This window comes from Microbacterium oxydans (assembly GCF_900095745.1).
GTDB lineage: Bacteria > Actinomycetota > Actinomycetes > Actinomycetales > Microbacteriaceae > Microbacterium > Microbacterium oxydans_B.
In genome coordinates, this window is the sequence record NZ_FMIR01000019.1 from 302,624 (window position 1) to 327,922 (window position 25,299).

Consider the following 25,299-nt stretch of genomic DNA (forward strand, 5'->3'; position numbering starts at 1 on the left):
AGGGGCGTCTCTTCGTCAGGCGGCGCGATCGGACTGCCCAGGGCGCAGGTCGTCTTCCCCACGACGGGGCCAGTGCGAGAGTGCCCTCTCGGCGAGGGCAGTGATCGTGAGGGAGGGGTTGACCCCGGGGTTCGCGGGCACCGCCGCCCCGTCGACGACATGCAGCTGCGGGTGGCCCCAGACGCGATGGTACGGATCGATGACGCCCCGCTCCGGTGAATCGGAGATCACGGCCCCGCCGAGGAAGTGCGCGGTGAGCGGGATGCCGAACACCTCCGGCCATGACCCGCGCGGCTCGGCAGCGACGCCGCTGCAGCTCTCGATGCGCGCCGCGATCGCCGCTGCCGCCCGGTGCGCCTGGGGCAGGTGACTCGGGTTCGGCTCACCGTGTCCCTGGGCGCTGGTCATCACGTTCCGTCCGAAACGTCGACGGAGCGACAGGGTGAGGGAGTTGTCGGCGGTCTGCATCACGAGGGCGATGATGCCGCGCTCGCTCCAGCGGTGCAGATTCCCGAGTCGGAACTGCCGCACCGGGGAGCGGAGCACCCGCCCCACGAGGCTGCCCCATCGCGCCGCGAGGCCTCGATCCCCCGGAACCAGAGCGGTCGCGAGCGCCCCCATGAGGTTCGAACCGGGACCGTAGCGGACGTTCTCGACGTGGGTGCGGTCGTCCACATGGAACGAAGTCGTGATCGCGACGCCGCGGGCGAGGTTCAAGGATTCCGGTACCTCCACGGCAACAGCGCCGTCGAGGGCTTCGGAGTTCGTGCGGGTGAGCTGACCCAGGGCATCCGAGATCCGGGGCAGCGCACCGGATGCCTTCATGCGGTGCAGCAGCTGCTGGGAACCCCAGGTGCCTGCGGCGAGCACCACCTGCTGTGTTGTCACCGTCCGGCGCGCCGGACGCAGCCAGGCGCCGCTGCGCTGGGTGGTGACGGCGAACCCGCCGGCCGGCAGCTCTCGTACTTCGGTGACGGTCCGCAACGGTTCGATCACCGCACCGCGCCGCTCTGCCAGTGCGAGGTAGTTCTTCATCAGAGTGTTCTTCGCGCCGACGCGGCACCCGACCATGCAGTTGCCGCACAGCGTGCATCCTGTGCGCTCCGGGCCCTCGCCGCCGAAGAACGGATCAGCGGTACGCTCTCCCGGCTTCCCGAACCACACACCCACCGGGGCGTGCCGGAAGGTCGAGCCGACCCCCAGGTCGTCGGCAGCGCCCGCCATGATCCGCTCGACGGGTCCGGTGTGCGGGTAGTGCTCCACCACACCGAGCATCCGCTTCGCGGTGCGGTAGTGCGGCGACAGCTCGGTTTCCCAGTCGGCGATGCCGCGCCACTGCGGGTCTTCGAAGAACGCCGTACCGGGCTCGTACAGCGTGTTGGCGTAGTTGAGGGAGCCACCACCCACACCGGCGCCGGCCAGGATCATCACGTGCGGCAACCGATGGATGCGCTGGATGCCGAAGCAGCCGAGAGCCGGAGCCCAGAGGTATCGCCGCAGGTTCCAGCTGGTCTTGGCGAAGTCCTCGTCCTCGAAGCGTCGGCCGGCCTCGTACACACGCACCCGATAGCCCTTCTCCCGCAGGCGCAGCGCGGCCACTGAGCCGCCGAACCCGGAGCCGACGATCACGACGTCCTCATCGAACTCAGTCATCGTTCTCCCCCCGGAACCATCATCGTCAGCGCTCCGGGCAGCACCGAGATCGTGCATTCGTCCTCGCCGATGCGCTCGCCGTCCGCATAGACGACGAGGCCCGGGGCGGACACGGTCAGCGTCCGAGCCCGGCGATGCATGACCTCCGGTCGATTCAGATGCGTCCCCCGCAGCAGCAGCGGGAAGAGGCGCAGCAGACGCAGCCGCCCGAGCGGTGCCACGTGCACGACGTCGAGCAGTCCGTCGTCGGGCACCGCACCCGCGCAGATCGGCATGCCGCCACCGTAGCTCGATGTGCTGCCGGCGGCGATGAGCGTGCCGGGTGAGCGCAGGGGATCTTCGCCGTCGACGGCGAGCATGAAGTCCATCGGCCGTAGGCAGACGAGCTCGATGAGCAGCGCCAGGTAGTAGCGCGGGGCACCGTGCGGCCAGCGCAGCCGGTTGGTGCGGTCGCTGACCTTGGCATCGAAACCCAGGGCAGCGATCGTCAGGAACTTGCGCGCTCCCGCGACGGTGCGCACCTCGCCGACGTCGATCGTACGGCGCATCCCCGTGAGCGCGAGTTCCGCGGCGTCTGCGGCATCGCCGCGAGGAAGGCCGAGCGCACGGGCGAGGTCGTTCCCCGTGCCCGCCGGCACCAGGACCACCGGGATGGTCGATGCGCACACGATGTCGAGCACCCCCGACAGGGTCCCGTCACCGCCCACCACCACCAGCGCGCGCGGATCGTCCGCGAGGGCGGTGACCGCGAGTCGGGCGGTGTCGGCAGCGGATCCGCCCGCGTAGGTGCGCACGTCGACCCCTCGCCCGCGCAGGTGCAGGACGGCCGCCTCGGCGGCTCTCCCTCCCCGTCCCTTGCCGGAGAACGGATTCGCGAGCACCGCGATGTGCTCGACCACGTCAGCGGGTCCGTTCGAGGGGGATCACGGCGCCGGGGTTCAGGATGCCCGTGGGGTCGAGTTCGCGTTTGATCGCCGAGAGGATGCGCATGCCGGCCTCGCCGATCTCCTGACTCAGCCAGGGTGCGTGATCTCGGCCCACCGCGTGATGGTGGCTGATCGTGCCGCCGGCGGCGATGATCGCGTCGTTGACCCGCGCTTTGACAGGTTCCCAGACCCCGAGCGGGTCGGTGCGGATGCCGGCGAGCACCGTGAAGTACAACGAGGCTCCGGTCGGGTATATGTGCGACACGTGGCACATGACGTAGGACTTCGCTCCGGCGGCGGAGAAACCGTCCTTCAGCGCGATCTCGACGGCGGATCGCAGCGCGTGCAGGTTCGACCAGGTCGTGGCGGTCTCCAGCGTCTCGCAGAACACCCCGACGTCGAGCAGCGAGTCCCGCAGATAGGGGCCGTCGAACCGACTCCGCAGCCATTCCTCCGCCGCGCTCTCCCCCGCCGAGGTGCCGCCGGCCGCGGCGAGATGGGCACTCGTCCTGGCGCGGCGCTCGGCGATCTCCTCGCCCTCTCCCTCGTACACGGTCACGACGCTGGTGCCCTTCGCGAGGGCTTTGCCGATCCTGCCGACCTGGGCGAGGCTCACGGCGGTCTCCGCTTCATCGGACAGGCGGATGACCGTAGGGCCGTCGCCGTGCTGCGCCACTCGCCTCAAGCCCTCGAGCCCGCTCGCGAAGTCGGGGAACGACCACGATTCGAACACTCGCTCGCGCGGGATCGGATGCACTCGCACCCGTACCTCGGTGATCACACCGAAAATGCCCTCCGAACCGAGGAACACCCGGATCAGGTCGGGGCCGGCTGCCGAGCCGGGCGAGCGCCCGAGTTCGATGTCACCGGTCGGGGTAGCCACTCGGATCCCGGTCACCATCGTGTCGAAGCGACCGTTTCCCGCGGAGTTCTGCCCGGACGAGCGCGCGGCGGCGAAACCTCCGATGGTGGCGTAGCGGAAACTCTGCGGGAAGTGTCCGAGTTCGAGGCCGTGAGCCGACAGCAGCATCTCCGCATCCGGGCCTGTCGTCCCGGATGCGAGCACCGCCTCGCCGCTGACGGCGTCGAGCCGCACGATTCCCTGCAGCCGACGCAGGTCGAGGCTGACGACGGCGTGGTGGGCGCCGCGTTCCGGATCGAGAGCCCCGACGACGCTGGTGCCGCCGCCGTACGGGATCATCGCGATCCCCCGCTCCACGGCCACGTCGAGGCACGCGCGCACCTCGTCGTGGCTCGCGGGGCGGACGACCGCGTCCGGCACGCGCTGCTCCCGCTCGCGTCGGCGCAGGAGGTCCGGGGTGGAGCGGCCACCCGCATGACGGATGCGCGCCTCCGCCGACGTATCCACCTGATCGACGCCGACGGCGGTGCCGAGGGCCGCGACATCAGCCTCGGTGAGGCCGCTCGTCCCGATCTGCACGGCGGACAGATCGACCGGCGCCTCCGGTCGCCGGATACGCCCGAGCAGCAAGGGCAGGAGTGCCCGGACGGCTCGCGGAAGATCCTTGGCCCGGTCCGGATCGCCCCAGCCATTCCATCGCATCGCGCCATCTCCGGCACCGCTGCCGCTCTCGAGCTCCATGCGTTACAGTGTGACACATCATGGAAGAACGTCAACTGGATTCCCTGGCGACCGAAGACGTCTCCCCGTCGTGGGATGGGACGCAGACCCGCATCCTCGACGCGGCCGATGCCCTGATCATCCGCCGCGGTGTGCACGGCGTGACGATCGCGGAACTCGCCCGCCGCTCCGACCTGAGCCGCCCCACGATCTATCGCAACTGGGCCGACGCCGACGACGTCGTGCGCGCAGCTCTGCTCCGGCGCGTCACGGGTCTGATCGAACAGTTCCCCACCCCGGCGGGCACACGCGCAGCGCTTGTCGACGACGTCTTGAGGTTCACGGCGCTGTTCCGTGCCGACGCCGTGTACTCGCGCCTGCTCGCCGATGAGCCGGAGGCGTTCACCCGGTACACGCTGCAGCGGGTCGGGTCGAGTCAGCGCATGATCCTGCAGTGGCTCTCCACCGCGATAGCCGCAGCGCAGACACAGGGCTCGGTCCGCACGGATCCGCCTCGGGAGATCGCCGTCATGCTGCTCCTCGTGGCCCAGTCGGCGGTGCTCTCGCAGGGGACGGTGTCCGAACTCATCTCCGAAGCCGCCTGGGAGCGCGAGTTGCGGATGACACTCGACGGACTGCTGCGGCCATGATCGGCCCGTCGTCCGCGCTGAACGCCGCCCGCCGTGCGATCGATCTCGCTCGTGCCGCGGAGGAGACGGTGGACGTCCTCGTCGTCGGCGGCGGGATCACCGGAGCGGGAGTGGCTCTCGACGCCGCGTCGCGCGGACTCAGCGTGACCTTGATCGAGGCGGAAGACCTCGCGTTCGGCACCAGTCGGTTCAGCTCGAAGCTCGTGCACGGCGGCCTGCGGTACCTCGCGACCGGCGACGTCGCCACGGCGCGGGAAAGCGCGCAGGAACGGCACCTGCTCATGACGACGATCGCACCGCACCTGATCCATCCCCTCGGTCAGCTCCTGCCGTTCAGCCGTGGCGTGACGCCGCGTCAGCGGGTCGCAGGAGCGATGGGGATGGGGATGGGCGATCTGCTGCGTATGCGGGCGCACACGCCCCGTTCCGTACTCCCTGCTCCGCGGCTCGTGTCGACCCGCACCGCTGTGCGTCTGGCGCCCGCCCTCGACACGGTTGGCCTGCGTGGCGGCGTGCTGTCGTACGACGGTCAGCTGGTCGACGACGCGCGTCTCGTCGTCACGGTCGCTCGCACGGCCGCGGCGCATGGGGCGCGCATCCTCACCCGGGTGCGCGCGATCGGGCTCCGCGGCGACGGTGCGACGGTCGAGGACGCACTCACCGGAGAGCGCTTCGAGATCGACGCCCGCACCGTGATCAACGCCACCGGGGTCTGGGCGGGCTCGCTCGATGAGGCGATCCGCGTGCGGCCGAGTCGCGGCACGCACATCGTGCTCGACGCGAACGATCTCGGGCAACCGACCGCGGCACTGACCATCCCGCACGAGGGGTCCATCAGCCGCTACATCTTCGCCCTGCCGCAGGCCTACGGACGCGTGATCGTCGGTCTCACGGACGAGGACGCTCCGGGCGCTGTGCCCCTCGTCGCACAGCCCACGGATGCCGAGATCGATTTCCTCCTGGCGAGCCTCAACCGGGTCGTGGCCACGCCTGTCCGGCGCGATCAGGTGCGCGGGGCGTTCGCGGGCCTGCGCCCGCTGGTCGACAGTGCGGCGGCGACGACGTCCGATGTGTCGCGCCGCCATCTGGTGGCGACGGCCGACGCCGGCTTCGTCACCGTGCTCGGCGGAAAGCTGACGACATACCGACGGATGGCGGAAGACGCGGTCGATGTCGCCGTGCGCGCCCGTGCGCTGCCCGCGACAGGGAGCAGCACGGCGTCCCTTCGGCTCGTCGATCGGATCGTGCCTCCCTCCGAGGGGCTGCTCGACGACCGCACCGGGCTGTCACGCGCGGAGGTCGAGTACGCGGTGCGCGTCGAAGGTGCGATGACCGCCGCCGACGTCCTCGATCGACGCACCCGCGTCGGGCTCGTGGATGCCGATCGCGAGCGCTGCCGACCCGCGGTCGAGGAACTCGTCGAGCGCACACTCTCCGACCTCTTCTGAGCCTGCCGGGATCGCATCCGGGCCCTCCCGTTTCCTCCGAGGGGCGACGCGGGGAACGCGCGAGGAACAGCGCATGAACTCCCCCGGACGAGACTGCGCTCGAGCATCCGAAGGCCTCCCGACCCTGCACAGTGGTGTCATGGACATGCTCTTCACGATGCTGGGCGGCAAGGGGATGTCGGGGCTGTTGAAGACCGGCACCGCAGTTCTGACCTTGCTCCTGGTCCTTCCCGCTCTCCTCAAGCTCTTCGTCGTCACGGTCGACGAAGGCTGGGCCGCGATCCGGACCCGAAACGGCAAGCCCATCATCCGCAATCGTCCGCAGCGCCGTCCGACCGCTCGCGGCGGGGCTGTCGGGGAGGTCGTCGTCCTCGACCCCGGCTCCCACGGCGCTTTCCCCCTGTTCTACTGGTATCGGCTCATCGATGTGCGCTGCCGGGCGACCGATCTTCCCGTCCGTGAGATGGGCGGGGCGAGCGGACATCAGCACCGCGTGCACGCATCGTTCGAATGGCGCCCGATACCGACCGGGCGAGATCTCCGGGTGTTCGAGCTCGACGTCGTGAACGTCAAGGAGCGCGCCTCGAACATCGTCGGCGCGGCACTGAGAGACGTGATCAGGGGCCTCGACGGCACCGAGCTGCCGCACAACGACGAGATCAATGCGCGCGTGATCGCAGCCAGCGCCGAGGAGGTGCGTCGCGCATGCGGGGTAGAGCTCGTACGCGTGATGGTCACCGGCGATGCCCTGACCGACGGCTACTTGATGTCGACCGCGCTCCGCGACGTGGATCGCGGCGCGCAGGCCGTCGCCGCACTGCACGCACTCAACTGACGCCGTCAGCCCATCCGGACCGGCGGCGCCTTCAGCGCATCAGTGGCGTTCGCGGAGGGGCAGGTCGATCGTGCCCGTCTCGCCCGCATCACGCGCCTTCGGGATCCTGGTCCCGAGTACCTGGGAAACGATGTCCTGCGCGATCTTCGGTGCCGTGAGGCCCGCATCCGCGAGGATCTGAGCCCGCGAGGCATGATCGATGAACTCGTCGGGCAGGCCGAGTTCGTCCACCGCCGTGTCGATGCCGGCCTCGCGGAGGACCTGTCGTACCCGGGTGCCGATACCACCGACACGGATACCGTCTTCGAGCGTGATGACGAGGCGGTGGTGGGCCGCCATCTCGATGACAGACGGCTGCACCGGGATCGCCCAGCGCGGGTCGATCACGGTGGCTCCGATGCCCTGCGCTCGAAGACGCTCTGCGACGTCGAGCGCGAGTGCGGCGAACGGGCCGATGGCGACGATCAGCACGTCCTCCGACTCCCCGCGCGCGAGCACGTCCACACCGTCCTTCAGACGCTCGATGGCGGGAAGGTCGGCGGCGACCTCGCCCTTCGGGAAGCGGATGACGGTCGGGGCGTCGTCGACCTGGACGGCCTCGTTCAGCGCTTCGGTCAGACGGGCTCCGTCCCTCGGCGCGGCGATGCGGATGTGCGGGACGATCTGCAGCATGGCGAGATCCCACATCCCGTGGTGGCTGGGACCATCGGGGCCGGTCACGCCGGCACGGTCGAGAACGAAGGTGACACCCGCACGGTGCAGAGCGACGTCCATCAACACCTGATCGAACGCCCTGCCCATGAACGTGGCGTAGAGCGCGACGACGGGGTGCAGTCCGCCGTACGCCAGCCCAGCGGCGGAAGCCACCGCGTGCTGCTCGGCGATCCCCACGTCGTACACGCGGTCGGGGAACCGCTCGGCGAACGGGGCGAGGCCCGTCGGTCGCAGCATGGCGGCCGTCATCGCGATGACATCGCTGCGCTGTTCCCCCACCGAGACGAGGGCCTCCGAGAACACGTCGGTCCACCCACGACCGCCGGACGACAGCGTCTCACCCGTGGCGGGGTCGATCTTCCCCACCGCGTGGAACTGGTCGGCCTCATCGTCTCGCGCGGGCTGGTATCCGCGCCCCTTCTCGGTGATCGTGTGCACGATCACCGGGGCCCCGTACGACTTCGCCAGCTCGAGCGTCTCGAGCAGGGCCGGGAGATCGTGTCCGTCGATGGGACCGAGGTACTTGATGTCGAGGTTCGAGTAGAGCGCCTCGTTGTTCGTGAAGCGCGAGAGGAAGCCGTGGGTTCCGCCGCGAACTCCGCGGAACACCGCGCGTCCCACAGGACCGAACGCGCGGAACAGGCGGTCGGAGCGCTGGTGCAGATCCTTGTACGCCGCCGCGGTGCGGACGCGGTTCAGGTACCGCGACATCCCGCCGATGGTAGGGGCGTACGAGCGACCGTTGTCGTTGACGACGATCACGAGATTCCGATCGTTGTCGTCGGAGATGTTGTTCAACGCCTCCCACGTCATTCCGCCGGTGAGTGCGCCGTCCCCGACGACCGCGACGACATGTCGATCCGCGCGGCCCGTGGCGGTGAGTGCGCGGGAGATGCCGTCGGCCCAGCTCAACGAACTGGACGCGTGGGACGACTCCACGACGTCGTGTGCGCTCTCGCCGCGCTGCGGATAGCCGGCGAGGCCGCCCCGCACACGAAGGCCGGAGAAGTCCTGGCGCCCCGTGAGGAGCTTGTGCACGTAGGACTGGTGCCCCGTGTCGAAGATGAACGGATCGTCGGGAGACGAGAAGACCCGGTGCAGAGCGATCGTCAGTTCGACGACGCCCAGGTTCGGCCCGAGGTGGCCACCGGTCTGCGAGACGTTGTCGACCAGGAACGTGCGGATCTCGGCGGCGAGCTCCTCCAGTTGATCGGTCGAGAGCGCGTCCAGATCACGGGGTCCTGAGATGCTCGGAAGAATGGGCATCTGCGCCTCCTCACAGGCTTCTCCAGAAGCGCCCGACGAGGGTACGGGCGCCCGTCGATCCTACCGCGCCAGGGCGGGAGAACCCGGTGAGCACCGCCCCCTTGACATGACGAAGGGACTCCGATCCATGGATCGGAGTCCCTTCGTCTGTGCGATCAGACCAGCGAACGCAGCACGTACTGCAGGATGCCGCCGTTGCGGTAGTAGTCGGCCTCACCGGGGGTGTCGATGCGGACGACCGCGTCGAACTCGACCGGCTGCTTGCCCTCGGGCGAGTGCTCGCTCGGGGTGGCCGTGACCTTGACCGTCTTCGGCGTGACGCCGTTGTTCAGTTCCTCGAGGCCGGAGATCGAGACGACCTCGGTACCGTCCAGGCCCAGCGACTCCCAGCTCTCGCCGGCGGGGAACTGCAGCGGGACGACGCCCATGCCGATCAGGTTCGAGCGGTGGATGCGCTCGAAGCTCTCGGTGATTACCGCCTTGACGCCCAGCAGGCTGGTGCCCTTCGCCGCCCAGTCGCGCGACGAACCGGAACCGTACTCCTTGCCACCGAAGATGACGAGAGGCGTACCCTGCTCCTGGTAGTTCATGCTCGCGTCGTAGATGTACGACTGCGGGCCACCGGGCTGCGTGAAGTCGCGGGTGAAACCGCCCTCGACGACCTGTCCGTCGTTGACGGCCGAGACCATGACGTTCTTCAGGCGGATGTTCGCGAACGTGCCGCGGATCATGACCTCGTGGTTGCCTCGACGCGAGCCGAAGGAGTTGAAGTCCTTGCGGTCGACGCCGTGCTCCGTGAGGTACTGGGCCGCAGGCGTGCCCGCCTTGATGTTTCCGGCGGGCGAGATGTGGTCGGTGGTGACCGAGTCACCGAGCGTCGCCATGACGCGTGCGCCCTCGATGTCCTTCACCGGGGTGAGTTCCATCGTCATGCCGTCGAAGTACGGCGCCTTGCGCACGTACGTGGAGTTCTCGTCCCACTGGAAGATCGCGTCATCCGGGGTGGGCAGGCTGCGCCAGCGCTCGTCGCCGTCGAAGACGGTCGCGTACTGCTTGATGAACTGCTCGCGCGAGATCGAGGAATCGACCAGCTCCTGCACCTCGGCCGGCGTCGGCCAGATGTCCTTCAGGAAGACGTCTTCGCCATCGGTGCCCTTGCCGAGCGCATCGTTCTCGAAGTCGAAGTGCATCGACCCGGCCAGCGCGTACGCGATGACCAGCGGCGGGCTGGCGAGGTAGTTCATCTTCACGTCGGGGCTGATGCGCCCCTCGAAGTTGCGGTTGCCCGAGAGGACCGCCGTGACCGCGAGGTCGTGCGAGTTGATCGCCTCCGACACCTCTTCGATCAGCGGACCGGAGTTGCCGATGCAGATCGTGCAGCCGTAGCCGACGGTGTAGAAGCCGAGGCCCTCGAGGTCCTTGTCGAGGCCGGACTTCTCGTAGTAATCGGTGACGACCTTCGATCCCGGTCCGAGCGTGGTCTTGACCCAGGGCTTCTGCTTCAGCCCCTTCGCCAGCGCCTTGCGTGCGACGAGACCGGCGGCGATCATCACCGACGGGTTCGACGTGTTGGTGCACGAGGTGATGGCGGCGAGCGTGACGGCGCCGTTGTCGAGGATGTACTTCTCCCCCGACGGCGTCGTGACCGGCACGGGCTTCGAGGCGTTCGCCGGAGCGCCGCTGTTGATGTGCACCGGGCGCGTAGTCGGCTCCTCTTCGCCGGGGACAGAGCCCGGGTCGGATGCCGGGAAGGAGTGCTTCGACTCCAGGTCGACGATGTCGTCGGAGGTCGACGCCGTCGTGTAGCCGAGGATGTCGTGCTCGAACTGGGCCTTCGCCTCAGAGAGGAGGATGCGGTCCTGCGGGCGCTTCGGGCCGGCGATCGACGGCACGACGGTGCCGAGGTCGAGCTCGAGGTACTCGCTGAAGGTGGGCTCGACGTTCGCGTCGTGCCAGAGCTTCTGCTCCTTGGCGTATGCCTCGACCAGCGCGACGGCCTCTTCGCTGCGGCCGGTGAGGCGCAGGTACTCGAGGGTCACATCATCGATCGGGAAGATCGCCGCCGTGGAGCCGAACTCCGGCGACATGTTTCCGATGGTGGCGCGGTTGGCGAGCGGCACCGAGGCCACGCCCTCGCCGTAGAACTCGACGAACTTGCCGACCACGCCGTGCTTGCGCAGCTGGTCGGTGATCGTGAGCACGACGTCGGTCGCGGTGACGCCGGCGGGGATCTCGCCGGAGAGCTTGAAGCCGACCACGCGCGGGATCAGCATAGACACGGGCTGGCCGAGCATGGCCGCCTCAGCCTCGATGCCGCCGACGCCCCAACCCAGCACGCCCAGGCCGTTGACCATGGTGGTGTGCGAGTCGGTGCCGACACAGGTGTCAGGGTAGGCGCGGAGGACACCGTCGACGTCGCGGTCGTAGATGACCTTGGCCAGGTGCTCGATGTTCACCTGGTGGACGATGCCGGTTCCGGGCGGGACGACCTTGAAGTCGCTGAAGGCCGTCTGACCCCAGCGCAGGAACTGGTAACGCTCACCGTTGCGCTGGTACTCGATCTCGACGTTGCGCTCGAGAGCGTTCTCCGAGCCGAACAGGTCGGCGATGACGGAGTGGTCGATGACCATCTCGGCGGGCGAGAGCGGGTTGATCTTGTTGGCGTCGCCGCCGAGGGCCGTGACGGCCTCGCGCATGGTGGCGAGGTCGACGATGCAGGGCACACCGGTGAAGTCCTGCATGACCACGCGGGCCGGCGTGAACTGGATCTCGGTGTTGGGCTCTGCCGCGGCATCCCACGAACCCAGCGCCTCGATCTGCGCCTTCGTCACATTCGCGCCGTCCTCGGTGCGAAGCAGGTTCTCCAGGAGAACCTTGAGACTGAAGGGGAGCTTCTCGAAACCGGGCACCGTGTCGATGCGGAAGATCTCGTAGTCGGTGCTGCCGACTGTCAGGGTGCTCTTGGCACCGAAGCTGTTCACCGTGGACACGAATCCGTCTCCTTCTATTCGGATGGGAGCGACAGGCGCCTCCATCTTGCTCGCCAGCGAGCCCCTGCGGCTAGCAAGGCGGACCTAACCAGTCTGCTCCGCGCAGCTCACCGGCGAAAGCCTGCGATTTATCTTGATGTCAAGATAAATCTATCACGCCTCGGCGGCATCTTCGCGCGACGGGCCGCGCGGATGGAGAGCACGCACCACAAGCCAGGTGACGGCGATCAACGGGGCGAAGAGCGGCAGCCCCATGATGAGCTTGAGCGTGCCGAGTGCGGTCACATCACCCGCGAGATACAGCGGGAGCTGTACGGCGAGTCGAGCGAAGAACAGTGCTGCCCACGCGATTCCGAGCCAGAAGTAGGCGCGACGCTTGCGCCGATCGTTGCGCCAGGTGGTGCCCTCCCCCATCAGGAAGCCGACCGCGAGGCCGATCAGCGACCAGCCGACGAGTGCCGACACGAGGATGACCGATCCATAGACCGCATTGGTGATGAGACCGGGGACGAAGTTGTCCGCTCCGCGACCGGTCCACAGTGCGAGCGCAGCCGCAGCGCCCGCGGCGACGAGTCCGCCGATCGCCGCGGAGGGCGGTGACTTCTGCAGCAGTCGGATGATCGTGAAGACCGCGGCGAGGCCGACCGAGATCCCGAGCGAGAGGATCAGCGGCTCCGGGCGGATCGTGAAGATGATCACGAATGCCAGGCTCGGCAGCACCGATTCGAGGATGCCGCGGACTCCGCCGATCGCCGACCAGACGACCTTGTGCGTGCTGGCGGTCTCCGCGGGGTCGAGCCCCGCACGGCGCGCCGCGCTGCCGAGAGCCGCCCCGAGGATCTCGGAGGTGCTCTTCTCGCGTTCCGGATCGGCTTCCGGAGTGCTCACGCGGAGCCCGGGGTCGCCGGCATCTTGAGCGGGATCAGATCACGCGGGGGCATCGGAGAGCCGCCGCGCACGACGACGATCGAGCGGAAGAGGTCCTCGACCTTGGCGCCGGCCTCGGGATCCGACGCACCCGCTCCGCCGATCACGCCGCGGAGGAACCAGCGCGGGCCGTCGATGCCGATGAACCGCGCGAGCCGCAGACCGGAACCTTCGCTCGCGGTCGCAGGGACCTCGGCGAGGAGCTCCTTGCCCAGGGGCCCGTCACGCTCCTCCACGCGGCCGCCCTGCGCCTTGACCTGGTCGCGCAGCTGTACGCGCGTCTCATCCCACAGTCCGCCGGACCGCGGGGCGGCGAACGGCTGCACCTGCAGGGAGGAGTCCGCGTAGTCGAGGCCGACGGCGACGATGCGCTTGGTCTGCTCCTCCACCTCGAGTCGGAGATTCAGCCCTTCGCGCGGCAGGATCTTGATCCCGCCGAGGTCGATGTACGGGCGAACCGGGTTCGCCTCGGAGTCGTCGAAAGGTCCGTCGGTGGCGCGGTTCGCGGGTGCCGACTTCGAAGGAGTCGCGTTGTTGTCAGTCATCTGTTCTGCCCTGCTTCGTTCTGCGTGAGCCCCGCCTGGTATCCGGTGGAGCCGAAACCGCCGGCGCCGCGGACGCTGTCCGGCAGCTCATCCACCGGGATGAACGTGGCGCGTGTCACCGGCATGATGATCAGCTGTGCGATGCGATCGCCGACGGCCACATCGTACGCGCTCCTGTTATCGGTGTTGATCAGGCTCACCTTGATCTCGCCCCGGTACCCGGCGTCGACCGTCCCCGGCGAGTTCACGATGGAGATCCCGTGCTTGGCCGCCAGCCCGCTGCGCGGAACGACGAAAGCGGCATATCCGTCGGGAAGCGCGATCCGGACTCCGGTGGCCACGAGAGCGCGCTCGCCCGGTTCCAGATGCACAGCCTCGGCCGCGACCAGATCGGCGCCGGCATCGCCCGGATGTGCGTATCCGGGCACCACTGCAGCGATAATGGGGACATCAACGGAATCGGTCACCCCATGAGGCTAATGCAGAACCCCGCCACAGACGCACGTGTCCACTACCGCGAACGACTCTCGCCCAGCCTCTGGCTGCTGGTCACCGTCGCGGTGGCAGGGCCGATGGTGTCTCTCGTCTTCGTGCCCATCGGGTCGACCGTCGCGCTGATCGTCGGCGCCGCCGTCTCTGCACTGCTCGTGCTCGGTTTCATCGCGGCGACGCCGGTCGTGTCGGTGGAGGGCCGTACGCTGCGTGCCGGTCGCGCCCACATCGACGTCGAACATCTGGGCGACCCGCTGGCACTCGACGGAGAGGAAGCCCGACAGGCACGCGGTCCCGGTCTTCCCGCACGCGGCTGGCACCTGATCCGCGGCGGGATCGACGGGATCGTCGTCGTTCCGAATCTCGACGCGGACGACCCGGTCGATTCCTGGACCATCTCGAGCCGCACCCCCGACCGCCTGGCCGCGGCAATCCGCGCTGCGCGTTCCTGACGACGCGGCCGCTCCTGCGGGGTGCAGCCCGTCCCTGACCGCGCCACGCGTTCCTGACGGGCACCGCCCGCATACGACAGCGCGCCCCTGACCGAACGGTCGGGGGCGCGTGAGACGTCGCTCGGAGGACTGCTTACGCAGCGCACTCCTTGCAGATGGGCCCGGATGCGCCCTCGTGGTCGAGCTGTGACTGGTGCTTCACGAGGAAGCAGCTCATGCACGTGAATTCGTCCTGCTGCGCGGGCAGCACGACGACGTCGAGCTCGAGGTCGGAGAGGTCGGCACCCGGAAGGTCGAAGTTCGACGGGTTGTCGGAGTCTTCGTCCCCGCTTGAGCCGGAAGATTTGTCCGGCACACGCTCCTTGAGGGCTTCGATCGACTCGGAGTCGTCTTCGCTCTTTCGGGGGGCGTCGTAATCGGTTGCCATGCGGTAGATCTCCACTTTCATGGTGCGAGTGGGTGGTGCGCCGTCGGGTATCGGCGGCCATAGTTTGCACGACCCGGAGACATAACGCAAATGCGGTCCGTGCGACAGAGCAAACTCACGGCACGCCCAGGGTATTCCCGGCCCGGACGCCGCATGCGTGACACCATGAACGGACACCCATCAGAGGGGCATTCGCATGGAAAACGTCACCATCGTCGGCACAGAAGCAGGAGTCCTCGTACTCGCGACCGAGTCGGGCGAGCGGTTCTCGCTGCCCATCGACGACGTGCTGCAGCGTGAGATCCGTCGCGCCACCCGCCAGGCAGAGCCCACCGCGCAGAAGCTCGCCGCGAGCCCGCGCGACATCCAGGCGCAGATCCGCGCCGGACTCACCGCTCCCGAGGTCGCCGAGCTGCTGGGAATCAGCGTCGACGACGTCGCCCGCTTCGAGGGTCCGGTCCTTGCCGAGCGCGAGCACATCATCGGCCAGGCACTCGCGGTTCCCGTGCTGATCGGCAGTGAGGTGGAACCCGACGCCCAGCCGACCTTCGGCGCCGCGGTCCGCGCGAAGCTCGCCGAGGTCGCAGCGACGGCGGAGCGATGGGCGAGCTGGAAGGAAGACTCCAGCTGGACGATCAAGCTCGAGTTCACGGCGAATGACGTCGACCATGACGCCCGCTGGAGCTTCGACCCTCGCCGCAGTGCTCTCTCGCCGCTGAACGCCGACGCCACCCAGCTCTCGCGACAGGGTTCGTTGCCCGAAGGTCTCATCCCGCGCTTGCGTGCGGTGGACGCGGAACGCATCAACTCCCCGTACAAGGACGAGAGTCGGTTCGACTCGGGCGCCTTCGGTCCGCGCCTACTGCCTGCGCCCGAGGCGGAGTTCGAAGACCCCTCGCTCCCGGAGCGCTCCGACATCGCCGCGCAGGATGCCGCCATCAAGCGCGCTCCCTCCGCACAGAACACGAGCCCCGAGACCGCCGACCTGCTGGAGGCGCTCCGCCGCCGTCGCGGCCAGCGCGAGACGGCTCCCCTGCTCGACGACGCAGACGAGGCCGACCACTCCGACCCGATCTCACTTTTCGACGCGCTCGAGCAGCCCGACGATGAACCCGAGCCGGAGCAGCCTTCCGCCCAGGCCGCCCCGTCCGACCCCGCAGACTCCGGCGGCCGCCGTCGCCGCCGCAATGCCATGCCCTCGTGGGACGAGATCGTCTTCGGAGCCCGCACCGACGAGTGACTGACCGGCGCCGACGACACCGGTGCCGACGAGTAACGGCTCCCCGACCGTTCCTCGTTCGCTGTCTCAGCGCGCGAAAGCGCCGAGCCTGATCAGCGGAACCTGCCGCTCCTCGGGCGTGAGTGCTCCGTGTTGCCCGATCATGCCGCGCCCGCGCTGGTCCGCAGCGGTCCCGTCATAGACGGCCCACGCACCGCGGGCGACGGCCAGCAGATCGCCGATCCGGGCCGACGCCGCTGCGGTGACGGTCGGCCCGAACAGTCCAGCGTGGATGGCTTCATCCCGGGTGACGACGTCCGCGACGCCCTCCAGGTCTCGCCGCCACCGGGCGGTGACCGCGGCGGTGTCGGCGTCGGATTCGAGATAGACATGCAGCATCCGCGGCTCGCCGCCGACATGACGCACGTCCCGCAGATGCACCTCCTCCAGCACGACCTGTCGATTGACGGCCACATCGACCATCCCGTGGTCCGAAGTGACGAGCACGCCGACCCCCGGCGGCACCCGAGCGGCCAGGGCGGCATCGATATCTTCGAGTGCCGCGACCCACTCGCGCGACGCGATGCCGTGCTTGTGGCCGGCCTTGTCGACCTCGGGAAGGTAGCAGTAGACGAGCGACCCGGGGTGGGCCTGCGCGAGCGCGTACGCGGCTTCGATGCGCGCGGTCGCCGTCGTCGCCGCGACGAACTCCGCGCCCCGGAGCGTGGCCTTCGTGAATCCGCTGTGTGCGTAGCCGGCGAACCCGACCGCGAAACTCTCGTGTCCGTCATGACCGGCGCGTTCGAAGATGGTCGGCACCGGCTGCCAGGTGAGCGGGTCGATCCCGTCGGTCTCCCAGCCGCTGAGCTGATTGACCAGCACGTCGCGGCTCGAATCGAGCACCCGGTAGCCGACGAGGCCGTGCTCACCCGGCCACACGCCCGTGACGATACTGGTGAGCGCAGCGGCCGTGGTCGAGGGGAACACCGACTGCGCGACGTCCTTCTTCGCCATCCCGGCCGTCAGCGAGCGGGCGTGCCCTGCGTGGGCACGGAGGCTGATCGCCCCGAGACCGTCGACGACGACGAGAACCACGGATTCCGCACGCGGCAGCACCTCGGACTCGCCTCGGAGCGCGGCGAACAGGTCGTCCGCCACCCCGACGACGCTCCGGGCACTGGGCGAGGCGGACGGTAGCATGAGGGACATCCGAGCCAGTCTGACACAGGCTCCCGTACGCCCTCAGGAAGTCCATGCCGAAAACCCCGCCGCCCGAGCCCGTCGAGGAGCGCATCCAGGACATCGACCTCTCCGCCGAGATGCAGGGTTCGTTCCTCGAGTACGCGTACTCGGTGATCTACTCCCGCGCTCTGCCCGATGCCCGCGACGGTCTGAAGCCGGTGCAGCGCCGCATCCTGTACCAGATGGCCGAGATGGGTCTCCGCCCCGACCGCGGCCACGTCAAGAGCGCACGCGTCGTCGGCGAGGTCATGGGAAAGCTCCACCCTCACGGCGACTCCGCCATCTACGACGCGCTGGTTCGTCTCGCGCAGGAGTGGGCGCTGCGCGTGCCCCTGATCGACGGCCACGGCAACTTCGGATCTCTCGACGATGGCCCGGCTGCCGCCCGATACACCGAGGCCCGGCTCGCGGCGGCGGCGCTCGCACTCACCGAGAACCTCGACGAAGACGTCGTCGACTTCATCCCGAACTACGACGGCCAGTTCCAGCAGCCGGCCGTGCTCCCTGCTGCCTTCCCGAACCTCCTCGTCAACGGCGCCAGTGGTATCGCCGTGGGCATGGCGACGAACATGGCACCGCACAACCTCATCGAGGTCGTGGCAGCGGCGACGCATCTGCTCGAGAACCCGGACGCCACCACCGAAGATCTGATGGAGTTCGTCCCCGGTCCCGATTTCCCCTCCGGCGGCATCCTGATGGGTCTCGACGGCGTCAAGGACGCCTACACGAACGGACGCGGAGCGCTCAAGGTCCGGGGCAAGACCTCCATCGAGCCGCTGGGTCCGCGCCGCACCGGCATCATCGTCTCCGAGCTGCCGTACATGGTCGGCCCCGAGCGGCTGATCGAGAAGATCCGTGACGCCGTGCAGGCGAAGAAGCTGCAGGGGATCAGCGACGTCACCGACCTGACCGACCGCAACCACGGGCTGCGCGTCGCGATCGGCGTCAAGACGGGATTCGACCCGAACGCCGTGCTCGAGCAGCTGTACCGTCTGACGCCGCTCGAGGACTCGTTCAGCATCAACAACGTCGCGCTCGTCGACGGCCAGCCGCGCACCCTCGGCCTCAAGGAGATGCTGAGCGTCTACGTGGGCCATCGCCTCGAGGTGATCACGCGGCGGAGTCGCTACCGCCTCGCGCGCCGTGAAGAGCGTCTGCACCTCGTCGAGGGCCTGCTCATCGCGATCCTCGACATCGACGAGGTCATCCAGGTCATCCGCTCCTCCGACGACTCGGAGCAGGCGCGCACGCGCCTGCGCTCGGTGTTCGACCTGAGCGAGCTGCAGGCCGAGTACATCCTCGAGCTGCGACTGCGCCGCCTGACCAAGTTCTCGCGGATCGAACTCGAGACCGAACGCGATGCGCTGCTGGCGGAGATCGCCGCCCTCCGCGAACTGCTCGGCAGCCCGGTGCTCCTGCGTGGCGTGGTCGCCAAGGAACTGGATGCGGCGGCCGACGCGTACGGCACGCCGCGCCGGACGCTGCTCATGAACGCCGCCCCGCCCAAGCCGCGAGCGACCAAGGGAGCGGTCGATCTGCAGATCGCCGACGCGCCCACGGTCCTCGTGCTGTCCACCACGGGCCGCGCCGTGCGGGTCGACCTCGGCGAGGGGCAGGAGCTGACCGTTCCGGCACGTCGCAGCAAGCACGACGCGATCCTGACGACGGTGGAGACGACGGTCCGTGCGGAGATCGGGGCTCTCACCAGCCTCGGCCGTGTCGTGCGCTTCTCCCCCGTCGACCTGCCCTCCGTTCCCGCGACCTCCGTTCAGCTCGCTGCGGGGACACCGCTGCGCGACTACCTCGGGATCACGACCAGGAACGAGCGGATCCTCGGGTTCGTGCGTTTCGACAGCGAGACGCCGATCGCGCTCGGCACGGCGCAGGGAACGGTGAAGCGCATCGTCCCGACGTCGCTGCCGGCGCGCCCCGATCTCGAGGTCATCAGCATGAAGCCCGGCGATACGGTCGTGGGTGCAGCGGAGGCCACCGACGAGTCCGATCTCGTGTTCGTCACGAGCGACGCGCAGCTGCTCCACTTCCCCGCCGCGAACGTGCGCCCTCAGGGAGCACCGGCAGGCGGCATGGCCGGAGTCAAGCTCGGCTCCGGTGCAACGGTGCTGTTCTTCGGCGTCGTCGATCCCGCAGCGGAGGTTGTCGTCGCAACGGTCTCCGGTGGCGAGAGCATCCTGCCCGGCACCGACCCGGGACGCGCGAAGGTGTCGGCGTTCGCGGAGTATCCGGCGAAGGGCCGCGCCACGGGCGGCGTGCGCGCGCACTCGTTCCTGAAGGGCGAGGATCGGCTCACCGTCGCCTGGGTGGGGCCGAACCCGCCTTTGGCTGTCGACCCGACCGGCGCCGTGCGCAAGCTCCCTGAAGCCGGAGCACGACGTGACGCCTCGGGTCAGCCCATCGACGGCGTGATCGGCAGCATCGGCCGCACACTCGTCTGAGAACGGGAGAGGGGCCGCGGCGATCCGCGGCCCCTCTCCCGTTTCTTCACCCGATCGGGGTCAGGCGTCGATCGATTCGCGCGACAGCCGGTCGGACGAATCGATGATGAACTCGCGGCGCGGGGCCACCTCGTTGCCCATCAGGAGCTCGAAGACACGGCCTGCGGCCTCGGCATCCTCCATGCGCACGCGACGCAGCAGACGGCCGGAGCGGTCCATGGTCGTGTTGGCCAGCTGCTCGGCGTCCATCTCCCCGAGACCCTTGTAGCGCTGGATCGGCTCGTGCCAGCGCTTGCCGGCCTTGCGGAGCTTCGTCAGCAGCGCGTGCATCTCTTGCTCGCTGTAGGTGTAGATCGTCTCGTTCGGCTTCGACCCCGGGTTCATGACGATGACTCGGTGCAGCGGCGGAACGGCGGCGAAAACGCGACCGTCCTCGATCAGCGGTCGCATGTAGCGGAAGAACAACGTCAGCAGCAGCGTGCGGATGTGCGCGCCGTCGACGTCGGCGTCGCTCATCAGGATGATCTTCCCGTAGCGCGCGGCGCTGAGATCGAACGTCCGGCCGGAGCCGGCGCCGATCACCTGGATGATCGACGCGCACTCGGCATTGGACAGCATGTCGCCGACGGAGGCCTTCTGCACGTTGAGGATCTTTCCCCGGATCGGCAGCAGGGCCTGGAACTCGCTGTTGCGTGCGTTCTTCGCGGTCCCGAGTGCCGAGTCGCCCTCGACGATGAAGAGCTCGCTGCGCTCGACCTCGTTCGTGCGGCAGTCGACGAGCTTCGTCGGCAGCGTCGACGACTCGAGAGCGTTCTTCCGACGCTGCGTCTCCTTGTGGGCGCGCGCAGACACGCGGGCCTTCATCTCGGAGACGATCTTGTCGAGCAACTGCGACGCCTGGTTCTTATCGTCACGCTTGGTCGAGCTGAAGCGCTCCCCCAGGTCCTTGCGGATCACCTGGGCGACGATCGCCCGCACGGCCGGCGTACCCAGGATCTCCTTGGTCTGGCCCTCGAACTGCGGCTCCGGAACGTTGACCGTGAGGACCGCCGTGAGGCCGGCTAGGACATCGTCCTTCTCGAGCTTGTCGTTGCCGACCTTGAGTCGGCGCGCGTTCTGCTCGACCTGCGTCCGCAGCACTTTCAGGAGCTCCTGCTCGAACCCCTGCTGGTGGGTGCCGCCCTTGGGGGTGGAGATGATGTTGACGAATGAACGAACGCGGGTGTCGTATCCGGTGCCCCAGCGCAGCGCGATGTCGACGGCGCACGTCCGCTCCACCTCGGTGGAGACCATGTGACCGTCGGCCTGCAGGACAGGAACGGTCTCCTTGAACGTCCCCTCCCCCTGGATGCGCCACGTGTCCGTGACAGGAGGATCGGTCGCCAGATACTCGACGAACTCCGAGATGCCGCCTTCGTACAGGTAGGAGGTCTCGACGGGGCCGAGGGTGGTGGTCTCGCCCTCGGAATCAGGAATCGGGACGACCTGACCGGCAGCCCGCTCGTCCTTGACGACGATCTCGAGCCCCGGGACGAGGAAGGCCGTCTGGCGCGCCCGCGTCTCAAGCTCGGTGAGCTGGAACGCCGCGTCCTTGGTGAAGATCTGACGGTCGGCCCAGTACCGCACGCGGGTCCCGGTGACGCCGCGAGGCGCCTTGCCGATGACGCGAAGCTCGCTGTTGTCCTGGAACGGCGTGAACGGGGCGTCGGGGCGCTTCTCGCCAGAATCCTTGAAGATGCCGGGCTCGCCGCGATGGAACGACATCGCATACGTCTTCCCCCCACGATCCACCTCGACGTCGAGGCGTTCCGAGAGCGCGTTCACGACCGACGCGCCGACGCCGTGCAGGCCGCCGGAGGCGGCATAGGAGCCACCGCCGAATTTTCCGCCCGCGTGCAGCTTGGTGTAGACGACCTCGACGCCGGTGAGGCCGGTGCGCGGCTCGACGTCGACGGGGATGCCGCGGCCCCGGTCATGTACCTCGACGCTGCCGTCGGCGTGCAGGATGATGTCGATCTTCGTGCCGTTGCCCGCCACCGCCTCGTCGACGGAGTTGTCGATGATCTCCCAGAGGCAGTGCATGAGGCCCGGCGAACCGTTCGACCCGATGTACATGCCCGGGCGCTTGCGGACAGCTTCGAGCCCCTCAAGCACCTGGAGATGGTGGGCAGAATACTCGGCATTCACAATCTCTGAGTCTATTCTCGCGACCTGTACTCCGGCCGCAGACACTCCCCGTACGCGTCCAGTCCGTGCCCGTCCCGTACGCGCTGAGCGAAACACGCCGCAAACCGGGCATGCCCACAGGTGCAGCGTGGTTGTATTGACCAAATCAGCAAGCGAAGCCGACACCCGAGGAGGCACCGAGATGAATGCAACGACCGAACGTGACACCTCCACCATCGAGTTCCGTCTGACGGCAATGGATCGTTGTGATTCGTGCGGCGCTCAGGCGTACATCGCCGCCGAGGTGAACGGCTCCGAGCTCCTGTTCTGCGCCCACCACGGCCGCAAGTACGAAGAGAAGCTCCGCAGCATCGCGACCAGCTGGCACGACGAGACTGCTCGCCTGATCCAGGCGGTCTGACGCCGTCAGTCCCGCACGACCCGGCGGACCCGAGCGGTCAGCCGGGTGAGGATCTCCTCGCCCACCGTGTCGATACGCTCGGCGAGGGTTGTGGCAGACGACTCCCCCTGGGGTCCTGCGCCGAACAGCACGACTTCGTCGCCGACGCGCACACCGGGCCACCCTTCCACCACCGATGCGGTGTGGCCCACTGAACGAAGTACTCTGGCGCCAGCGGGCGTGCCGACCGACGCACCGGTCAGCGTCGAGGGAAGGCCGTCGAAGCTTCCGATGCCGATGTATACCCCGTCGTCCGTCATCTCGGTGACGGTGGCGACGAGGCTCGCGACGGGCACGATCCCCTCGAGCTCGGGCCCGTCTGCGGAACGGATGCCGTAGCAGAACGCGCCGATGCGCGACACGGTTCCGCGAAGCTCGGGCCTCCACCAGGAGGCTGCGGACGCCGTCAGGTGCACCGCGACGGGCGACGGACCCGACTCCTCCACGATCCGCACGGCATCGAGGAAGACCACCTGGGCCGCGTCGTCCTCGGCATCGCTCGCCTCGGCGATGTGACTCCACACGCCCACGAGATCCACCAGGCCGTTCCGCTCCGCCTCGCGCGCCTCGGCGACGGCCGTCGCCCAGTCCGCAGGCAGAACGCCGTTGCGGTGCAGTCCGGTGTCGATCTTCAGGTGGACACGGGCGCTCGCGCCCACGACCGCGGCACGGGCGATGATCCGCCGCAGATACTCGATCGTGCCGACGCCGAGATCGATGTCGTGCAGCAGCGCCTCGTCGATCTCGTCATCGGTCGAGGTCGCCCAGGCGAAGATCCTGACATCTCCTCCAGCTACCCGACGTACTGCGAGCCCGCTGCGGATGTCGTAGCTGCCGAACCATTCGACGCCCTCCTGCAGCGCGGTGTCGACCACCCAAGCGAGGCCGTGGCCGTAGGCATCGTCTTTCAGCACCAACATGAGATTCGAGGGAGAGATGCGTCGACGCACCACTGCGATGTTCGCGCGAAGGCTGCTGCTGCTCAGCCGGAGTTCCGGGCGGGTCATGCCTCCCACCCCCGGACGGCGTGCGATCCGGCGACGGTGATGAGTTCCGCCGGCTCCATCCCGGTGACCTCGGCCCACCGTGCGATGCCGTCGGCGAGCGGCCCGTCGCCGCCGAAATAGGTGACCTCGGACCCGACCTCCGTGGCCGCTCCCCCGAGGTCGACGACGCAGACGTCCATCGCCACGCGTCCGACGATCGGCCTGGCCGACCCGTCGATCTCGACGTGGGCATGGTTCCCGAGCGCCCTCACGATGCCCTGAGCGTAGCCACCGGTCACCAGCGCCACGGTCGTCGCCGTCTGGGAACGGAATGTGTACCCGTACGACACGGCGTCCCCTGCGCGCAGAGGCTTGGTCGACAGGACTCGACCCGTCAGCCGCATCACCGGACTCGTCGAGGAAGCCCCTGCTGCACCGGGCAGCCCGTACAGCAGAGCGGGGTCGATGTCGGGCTCTCCGGTCGTGACTCCGACGATCCCTTCCAGCTGGAGCGCTTCGACTTCGCCCGGCACATCGACACGCACGCTTTCCGCGCCCGCGGCCGTCACAGCCTGGGCGACGGCGAGCACGCCGTGCCCCCAGGCATCACGACGGAGGTCGGCGATGCGGCCGCCGGCTCGGACCGCCGCCGAGGCCGCCGTGGCCAGCGCAGACCGGGAGATCATCGCCCGCGGCAGCGAGCTGGAAGTCGTTTCCCACACGTCTTCCACCCTAGCCGCCGACTCCCAGGTCGACCTGCCGCGCCCCCGTAGACTGAAGGGGACCCCGACCCAGGAGCCACATGTCTCGTCTTTCCCTCACGCCCCGCATCCGCTACCTGCTGGGACGTGCCCGCCGCATCGACGTCGGATCGGTGGTGGAACGGGCCAAAGAGGCTTCCGAGCAGCACCACAAGGCTGTGCCCGGCATCGTCGTGGACATGCTGTGGTCCGCCGCCCGCCACAACGTCGGATTCCAGGACTACATCGACTACGACTTCGCGATGCTCACCAAGGCCGAACGCGAGACGTACATGACGCACCCGGTGTCGAACCAGCTCTCGCAGCGGTACGACCACCCGGACTACCGCTGGATCTTCCAGGACAAGGTCGAGTTCGACAAGCAGTTCTCCGCGTTCCTGAAGCGCGAGTGGATGGTCGTCGAAGAGGGCAACGCTCAGGCCGTCCGTGAACTCACCGAACGCCTCGGCACGATCGTGACGAAGGAGCCGGTGGGGCAGGCGGGCACGGGTGTGCACCGCTACCACGCCGCCGATGTCGACGATTGGGACGAGTTCCACCGCGGACTGCTGGAGCGCGGCGAACTGCTCATCGAAGAGGTGATCCGTCAGCACGATGCCCTGGCGGCCGTGTGCCCCGGCACCGTGAACACCACCCGCATCACCGCGTTCTTCGATGGCGAGAAGGCGCACATCCTCGCGATGGCGCAGAAGTTCGGACGCGGCGAGGTCAGCGATCAGATGACCTTCGGTGGCTTCTACACGATGCTCGACGAGAACGGCCACGCCATCGGCGCCGGCTACGATTCGCACGGGCACGTGCACGAGACGCACCCCGACTCCGGTTTCCGCATCGCCGACTTCCAGTTGCCGTACATGGAAGAGGTGCGGGCTTTCATCGACGAGGTCGCCCGCGTCGTGCCGCAGGTGCAGTACGTCGGCTGGGACATCGTCGTGTCCCCCGACGGCCCCGTACTCGTCGAGGGCAACTGGGGCGCCGGCGTCTATGAGAACAAGCCCAGTGTCACCGGCATCCGCACCGGTCACAAGCCCCGCTACCGCGAGGTCATCGGCTTCTGAGACACGAAGAAGGCCCCGGATGCTCGAGCATCCGGGGCCTTCTTCAT

At 68.4% G+C, this 25,299-nt stretch carries 21 protein-coding genes; 8 read left to right on the forward strand and 13 right to left on the reverse strand.

The window, feature by feature from the left end; all coding sequences use genetic code 11:
- Positions 1–15: 15 nt before the first annotated feature.
- The 3 genes from BQ2383_RS17005 to BQ2383_RS17015 are packed head-to-tail and all read right to left on the reverse strand — an operon-like array spanning position 16 to position 4,182.
- Entirely contained in the window at positions 16–1,653 is a 1,638-nt protein-coding gene (locus BQ2383_RS17005) for a GMC oxidoreductase (protein ID WP_091036642.1), read from the reverse strand.
- Positions 1,650–2,552, reverse strand: a complete 903-nt coding sequence (locus BQ2383_RS17010; RefSeq protein WP_091036645.1) for a YegS/Rv2252/BmrU family lipid kinase — start codon at positions 2,550–2,552, stop codon at positions 1,650–1,652. Before BQ2383_RS17010 ends, BQ2383_RS17005 begins: the two co-directional genes overlap by 4 nt.
- Before the next feature lies 1 nt (position 2,553).
- Positions 2,554–4,182 (reverse strand): FAD-binding oxidoreductase, encoded by a 1,629-nt coding sequence (locus BQ2383_RS17015; protein ID WP_244176038.1) that lies wholly within the window; start codon positions 4,180–4,182, stop codon positions 2,554–2,556.
- 20 nt (positions 4,183–4,202) lie between these two features.
- Between BQ2383_RS17015 and BQ2383_RS17020 the strand changes: the two genes are divergently transcribed.
- The 3 genes from BQ2383_RS17020 to BQ2383_RS17030 all read left to right on the forward strand — a co-directional run bounded on the left by BQ2383_RS17020 (position 4,203) and on the right by BQ2383_RS17030 (position 7,094).
- Positions 4,203–4,811 carry a TetR/AcrR family transcriptional regulator gene (locus BQ2383_RS17020; protein ID WP_091036648.1) on the forward strand — a complete coding sequence of 203 codons (609 nt, stop codon included), beginning with the start codon at positions 4,203–4,205 and terminating at the stop codon, positions 4,809–4,811.
- On the forward strand, positions 4,808–6,259 hold the full coding sequence (locus BQ2383_RS17025; protein WP_091036651.1) for a glycerol-3-phosphate dehydrogenase/oxidase: 1,452 nt from the start codon (positions 4,808–4,810) through the stop codon (positions 6,257–6,259). The genes BQ2383_RS17020 and BQ2383_RS17025 overlap by 4 nt, the downstream gene beginning before the upstream one ends.
- Positions 6,260–6,398: 139 nt before the next feature.
- Complete coding sequence (locus BQ2383_RS17030; protein WP_029263270.1) at positions 6,399–7,094, forward strand: SPFH domain-containing protein; 696 nt, start codon at positions 6,399–6,401, stop codon at positions 7,092–7,094.
- 39 nt (positions 7,095–7,133) lie between these two features.
- Here the strand turns inward: BQ2383_RS17030 and dxs are convergent, their stop codons facing one another.
- The 5 genes from dxs to dut all read right to left on the reverse strand — a co-directional run bounded on the left by dxs (position 7,134) and on the right by dut (position 14,003).
- Complete coding sequence (gene dxs / locus BQ2383_RS17035) at positions 7,134–9,074, reverse strand: 1-deoxy-D-xylulose-5-phosphate synthase (RefSeq protein WP_091036654.1); 1,941 nt, start codon at positions 9,072–9,074, stop codon at positions 7,134–7,136.
- Positions 9,075–9,229: 155 nt separating this feature from the next.
- A complete protein-coding gene (locus BQ2383_RS17040; protein WP_091036656.1) occupies positions 9,230–12,064 on the reverse strand; it encodes an aconitate hydratase in 2,835 nt (944 codons plus the stop codon).
- Positions 12,065–12,217: 153 nt separating this feature from the next.
- Positions 12,218–12,952, reverse strand: coding sequence for a DUF3159 domain-containing protein (locus BQ2383_RS17045; RefSeq protein ID WP_091036658.1), 735 nt, complete (start codon positions 12,950–12,952; stop codon positions 12,218–12,220).
- Positions 12,949–13,536: a DUF3710 domain-containing protein gene (locus BQ2383_RS17050; protein ID WP_091036661.1), complete on the reverse strand. Its 588-nt coding sequence runs from the start codon at positions 13,534–13,536 to the stop codon at positions 12,949–12,951. The genes BQ2383_RS17045 and BQ2383_RS17050 overlap by 4 nt, the downstream gene beginning before the upstream one ends.
- On the reverse strand, positions 13,533–14,003 hold the full coding sequence (gene dut / locus BQ2383_RS17055; RefSeq protein WP_167381653.1) for a dUTP diphosphatase: 471 nt from the start codon (positions 14,001–14,003) through the stop codon (positions 13,533–13,535). Before dut ends, BQ2383_RS17050 begins: the two co-directional genes overlap by 4 nt.
- Positions 14,004–14,006: 3 nt before the next feature.
- Between dut and BQ2383_RS17060 the strand changes: the two genes are divergently transcribed.
- Complete coding sequence (locus BQ2383_RS17060; protein WP_432206350.1) at positions 14,007–14,480, forward strand: DUF3093 domain-containing protein; 474 nt, start codon at positions 14,007–14,009, stop codon at positions 14,478–14,480.
- Positions 14,481–14,613: 133 nt separating this feature from the next.
- Here the strand turns inward: BQ2383_RS17060 and BQ2383_RS17065 are convergent, their stop codons facing one another.
- Entirely contained in the window at positions 14,614–14,907 is a 294-nt protein-coding gene (locus BQ2383_RS17065) for a DUF4193 domain-containing protein (RefSeq protein ID WP_029263263.1), read from the reverse strand.
- A 196-nt stretch (positions 14,908–15,103) separates the two neighbouring features.
- Between BQ2383_RS17065 and sepH the strand changes: the two genes are divergently transcribed.
- On the forward strand, positions 15,104–16,147 hold the full coding sequence (gene sepH / locus BQ2383_RS17070) for a septation protein SepH (RefSeq protein WP_091036670.1): 1,044 nt from the start codon (positions 15,104–15,106) through the stop codon (positions 16,145–16,147).
- 66 nt (positions 16,148–16,213) lie between these two features.
- Here sepH and BQ2383_RS17075 read toward each other — a convergent pair whose 3' ends face one another.
- The gene (locus BQ2383_RS17075) at positions 16,214–17,335 is read right to left on the reverse strand and encodes an alkaline phosphatase family protein (RefSeq protein WP_167381654.1); all 1,122 of its coding nucleotides are present in this window, start codon (positions 17,333–17,335) and stop codon (positions 16,214–16,216) included.
- 44 nt (positions 17,336–17,379) lie between these two features.
- Here BQ2383_RS17075 and BQ2383_RS17080 point away from each other — a divergent pair, with 44 nt between their 5' ends.
- Positions 17,380–19,821, forward strand: a complete 2,442-nt coding sequence (locus BQ2383_RS17080; RefSeq protein ID WP_091036675.1) for a DNA gyrase/topoisomerase IV subunit A — start codon at positions 17,380–17,382, stop codon at positions 19,819–19,821.
- A 60-nt stretch (positions 19,822–19,881) separates the two neighbouring features.
- Here the strand turns inward: BQ2383_RS17080 and BQ2383_RS17085 are convergent, their stop codons facing one another.
- The gene (locus tag BQ2383_RS17085) at positions 19,882–22,008 is read right to left on the reverse strand and encodes a DNA gyrase/topoisomerase IV subunit B (protein ID WP_432206351.1); all 2,127 of its coding nucleotides are present in this window, start codon (positions 22,006–22,008) and stop codon (positions 19,882–19,884) included.
- Positions 22,009–22,189: 181 nt separating this feature from the next.
- Between BQ2383_RS17085 and BQ2383_RS17090 the strand changes: the two genes are divergently transcribed.
- Positions 22,190–22,408, forward strand: a complete 219-nt coding sequence (locus tag BQ2383_RS17090) for a DUF7455 domain-containing protein (RefSeq protein WP_029263258.1) — start codon at positions 22,190–22,192, stop codon at positions 22,406–22,408.
- Positions 22,409–22,413: 5 nt separating this feature from the next.
- Here the strand turns inward: BQ2383_RS17090 and BQ2383_RS17095 are convergent, their stop codons facing one another.
- Both BQ2383_RS17095 and BQ2383_RS17100 read right to left on the reverse strand, forming a co-directional pair.
- Complete coding sequence (locus tag BQ2383_RS17095; RefSeq protein WP_091036677.1) at positions 22,414–23,454, reverse strand: alanine racemase; 1,041 nt, start codon at positions 23,452–23,454, stop codon at positions 22,414–22,416.
- Positions 23,451–24,155 carry an alanine racemase gene (locus tag BQ2383_RS17100; protein WP_244176039.1) on the reverse strand — a complete coding sequence of 235 codons (705 nt, stop codon included), beginning with the start codon at positions 24,153–24,155 and terminating at the stop codon, positions 23,451–23,453. Before BQ2383_RS17100 ends, BQ2383_RS17095 begins: the two co-directional genes overlap by 4 nt.
- 80 nt (positions 24,156–24,235) lie before the next feature.
- On the opposite strand from BQ2383_RS17100, the gene BQ2383_RS17105 reads away from it, so the two are divergent.
- The gene (locus BQ2383_RS17105) at positions 24,236–25,252 is read left to right on the forward strand and encodes a sugar-transfer associated ATP-grasp domain-containing protein (RefSeq protein WP_091036683.1); all 1,017 of its coding nucleotides are present in this window, start codon (positions 24,236–24,238) and stop codon (positions 25,250–25,252) included.
- Positions 25,253–25,299: the final 47 nt, after the last annotated feature.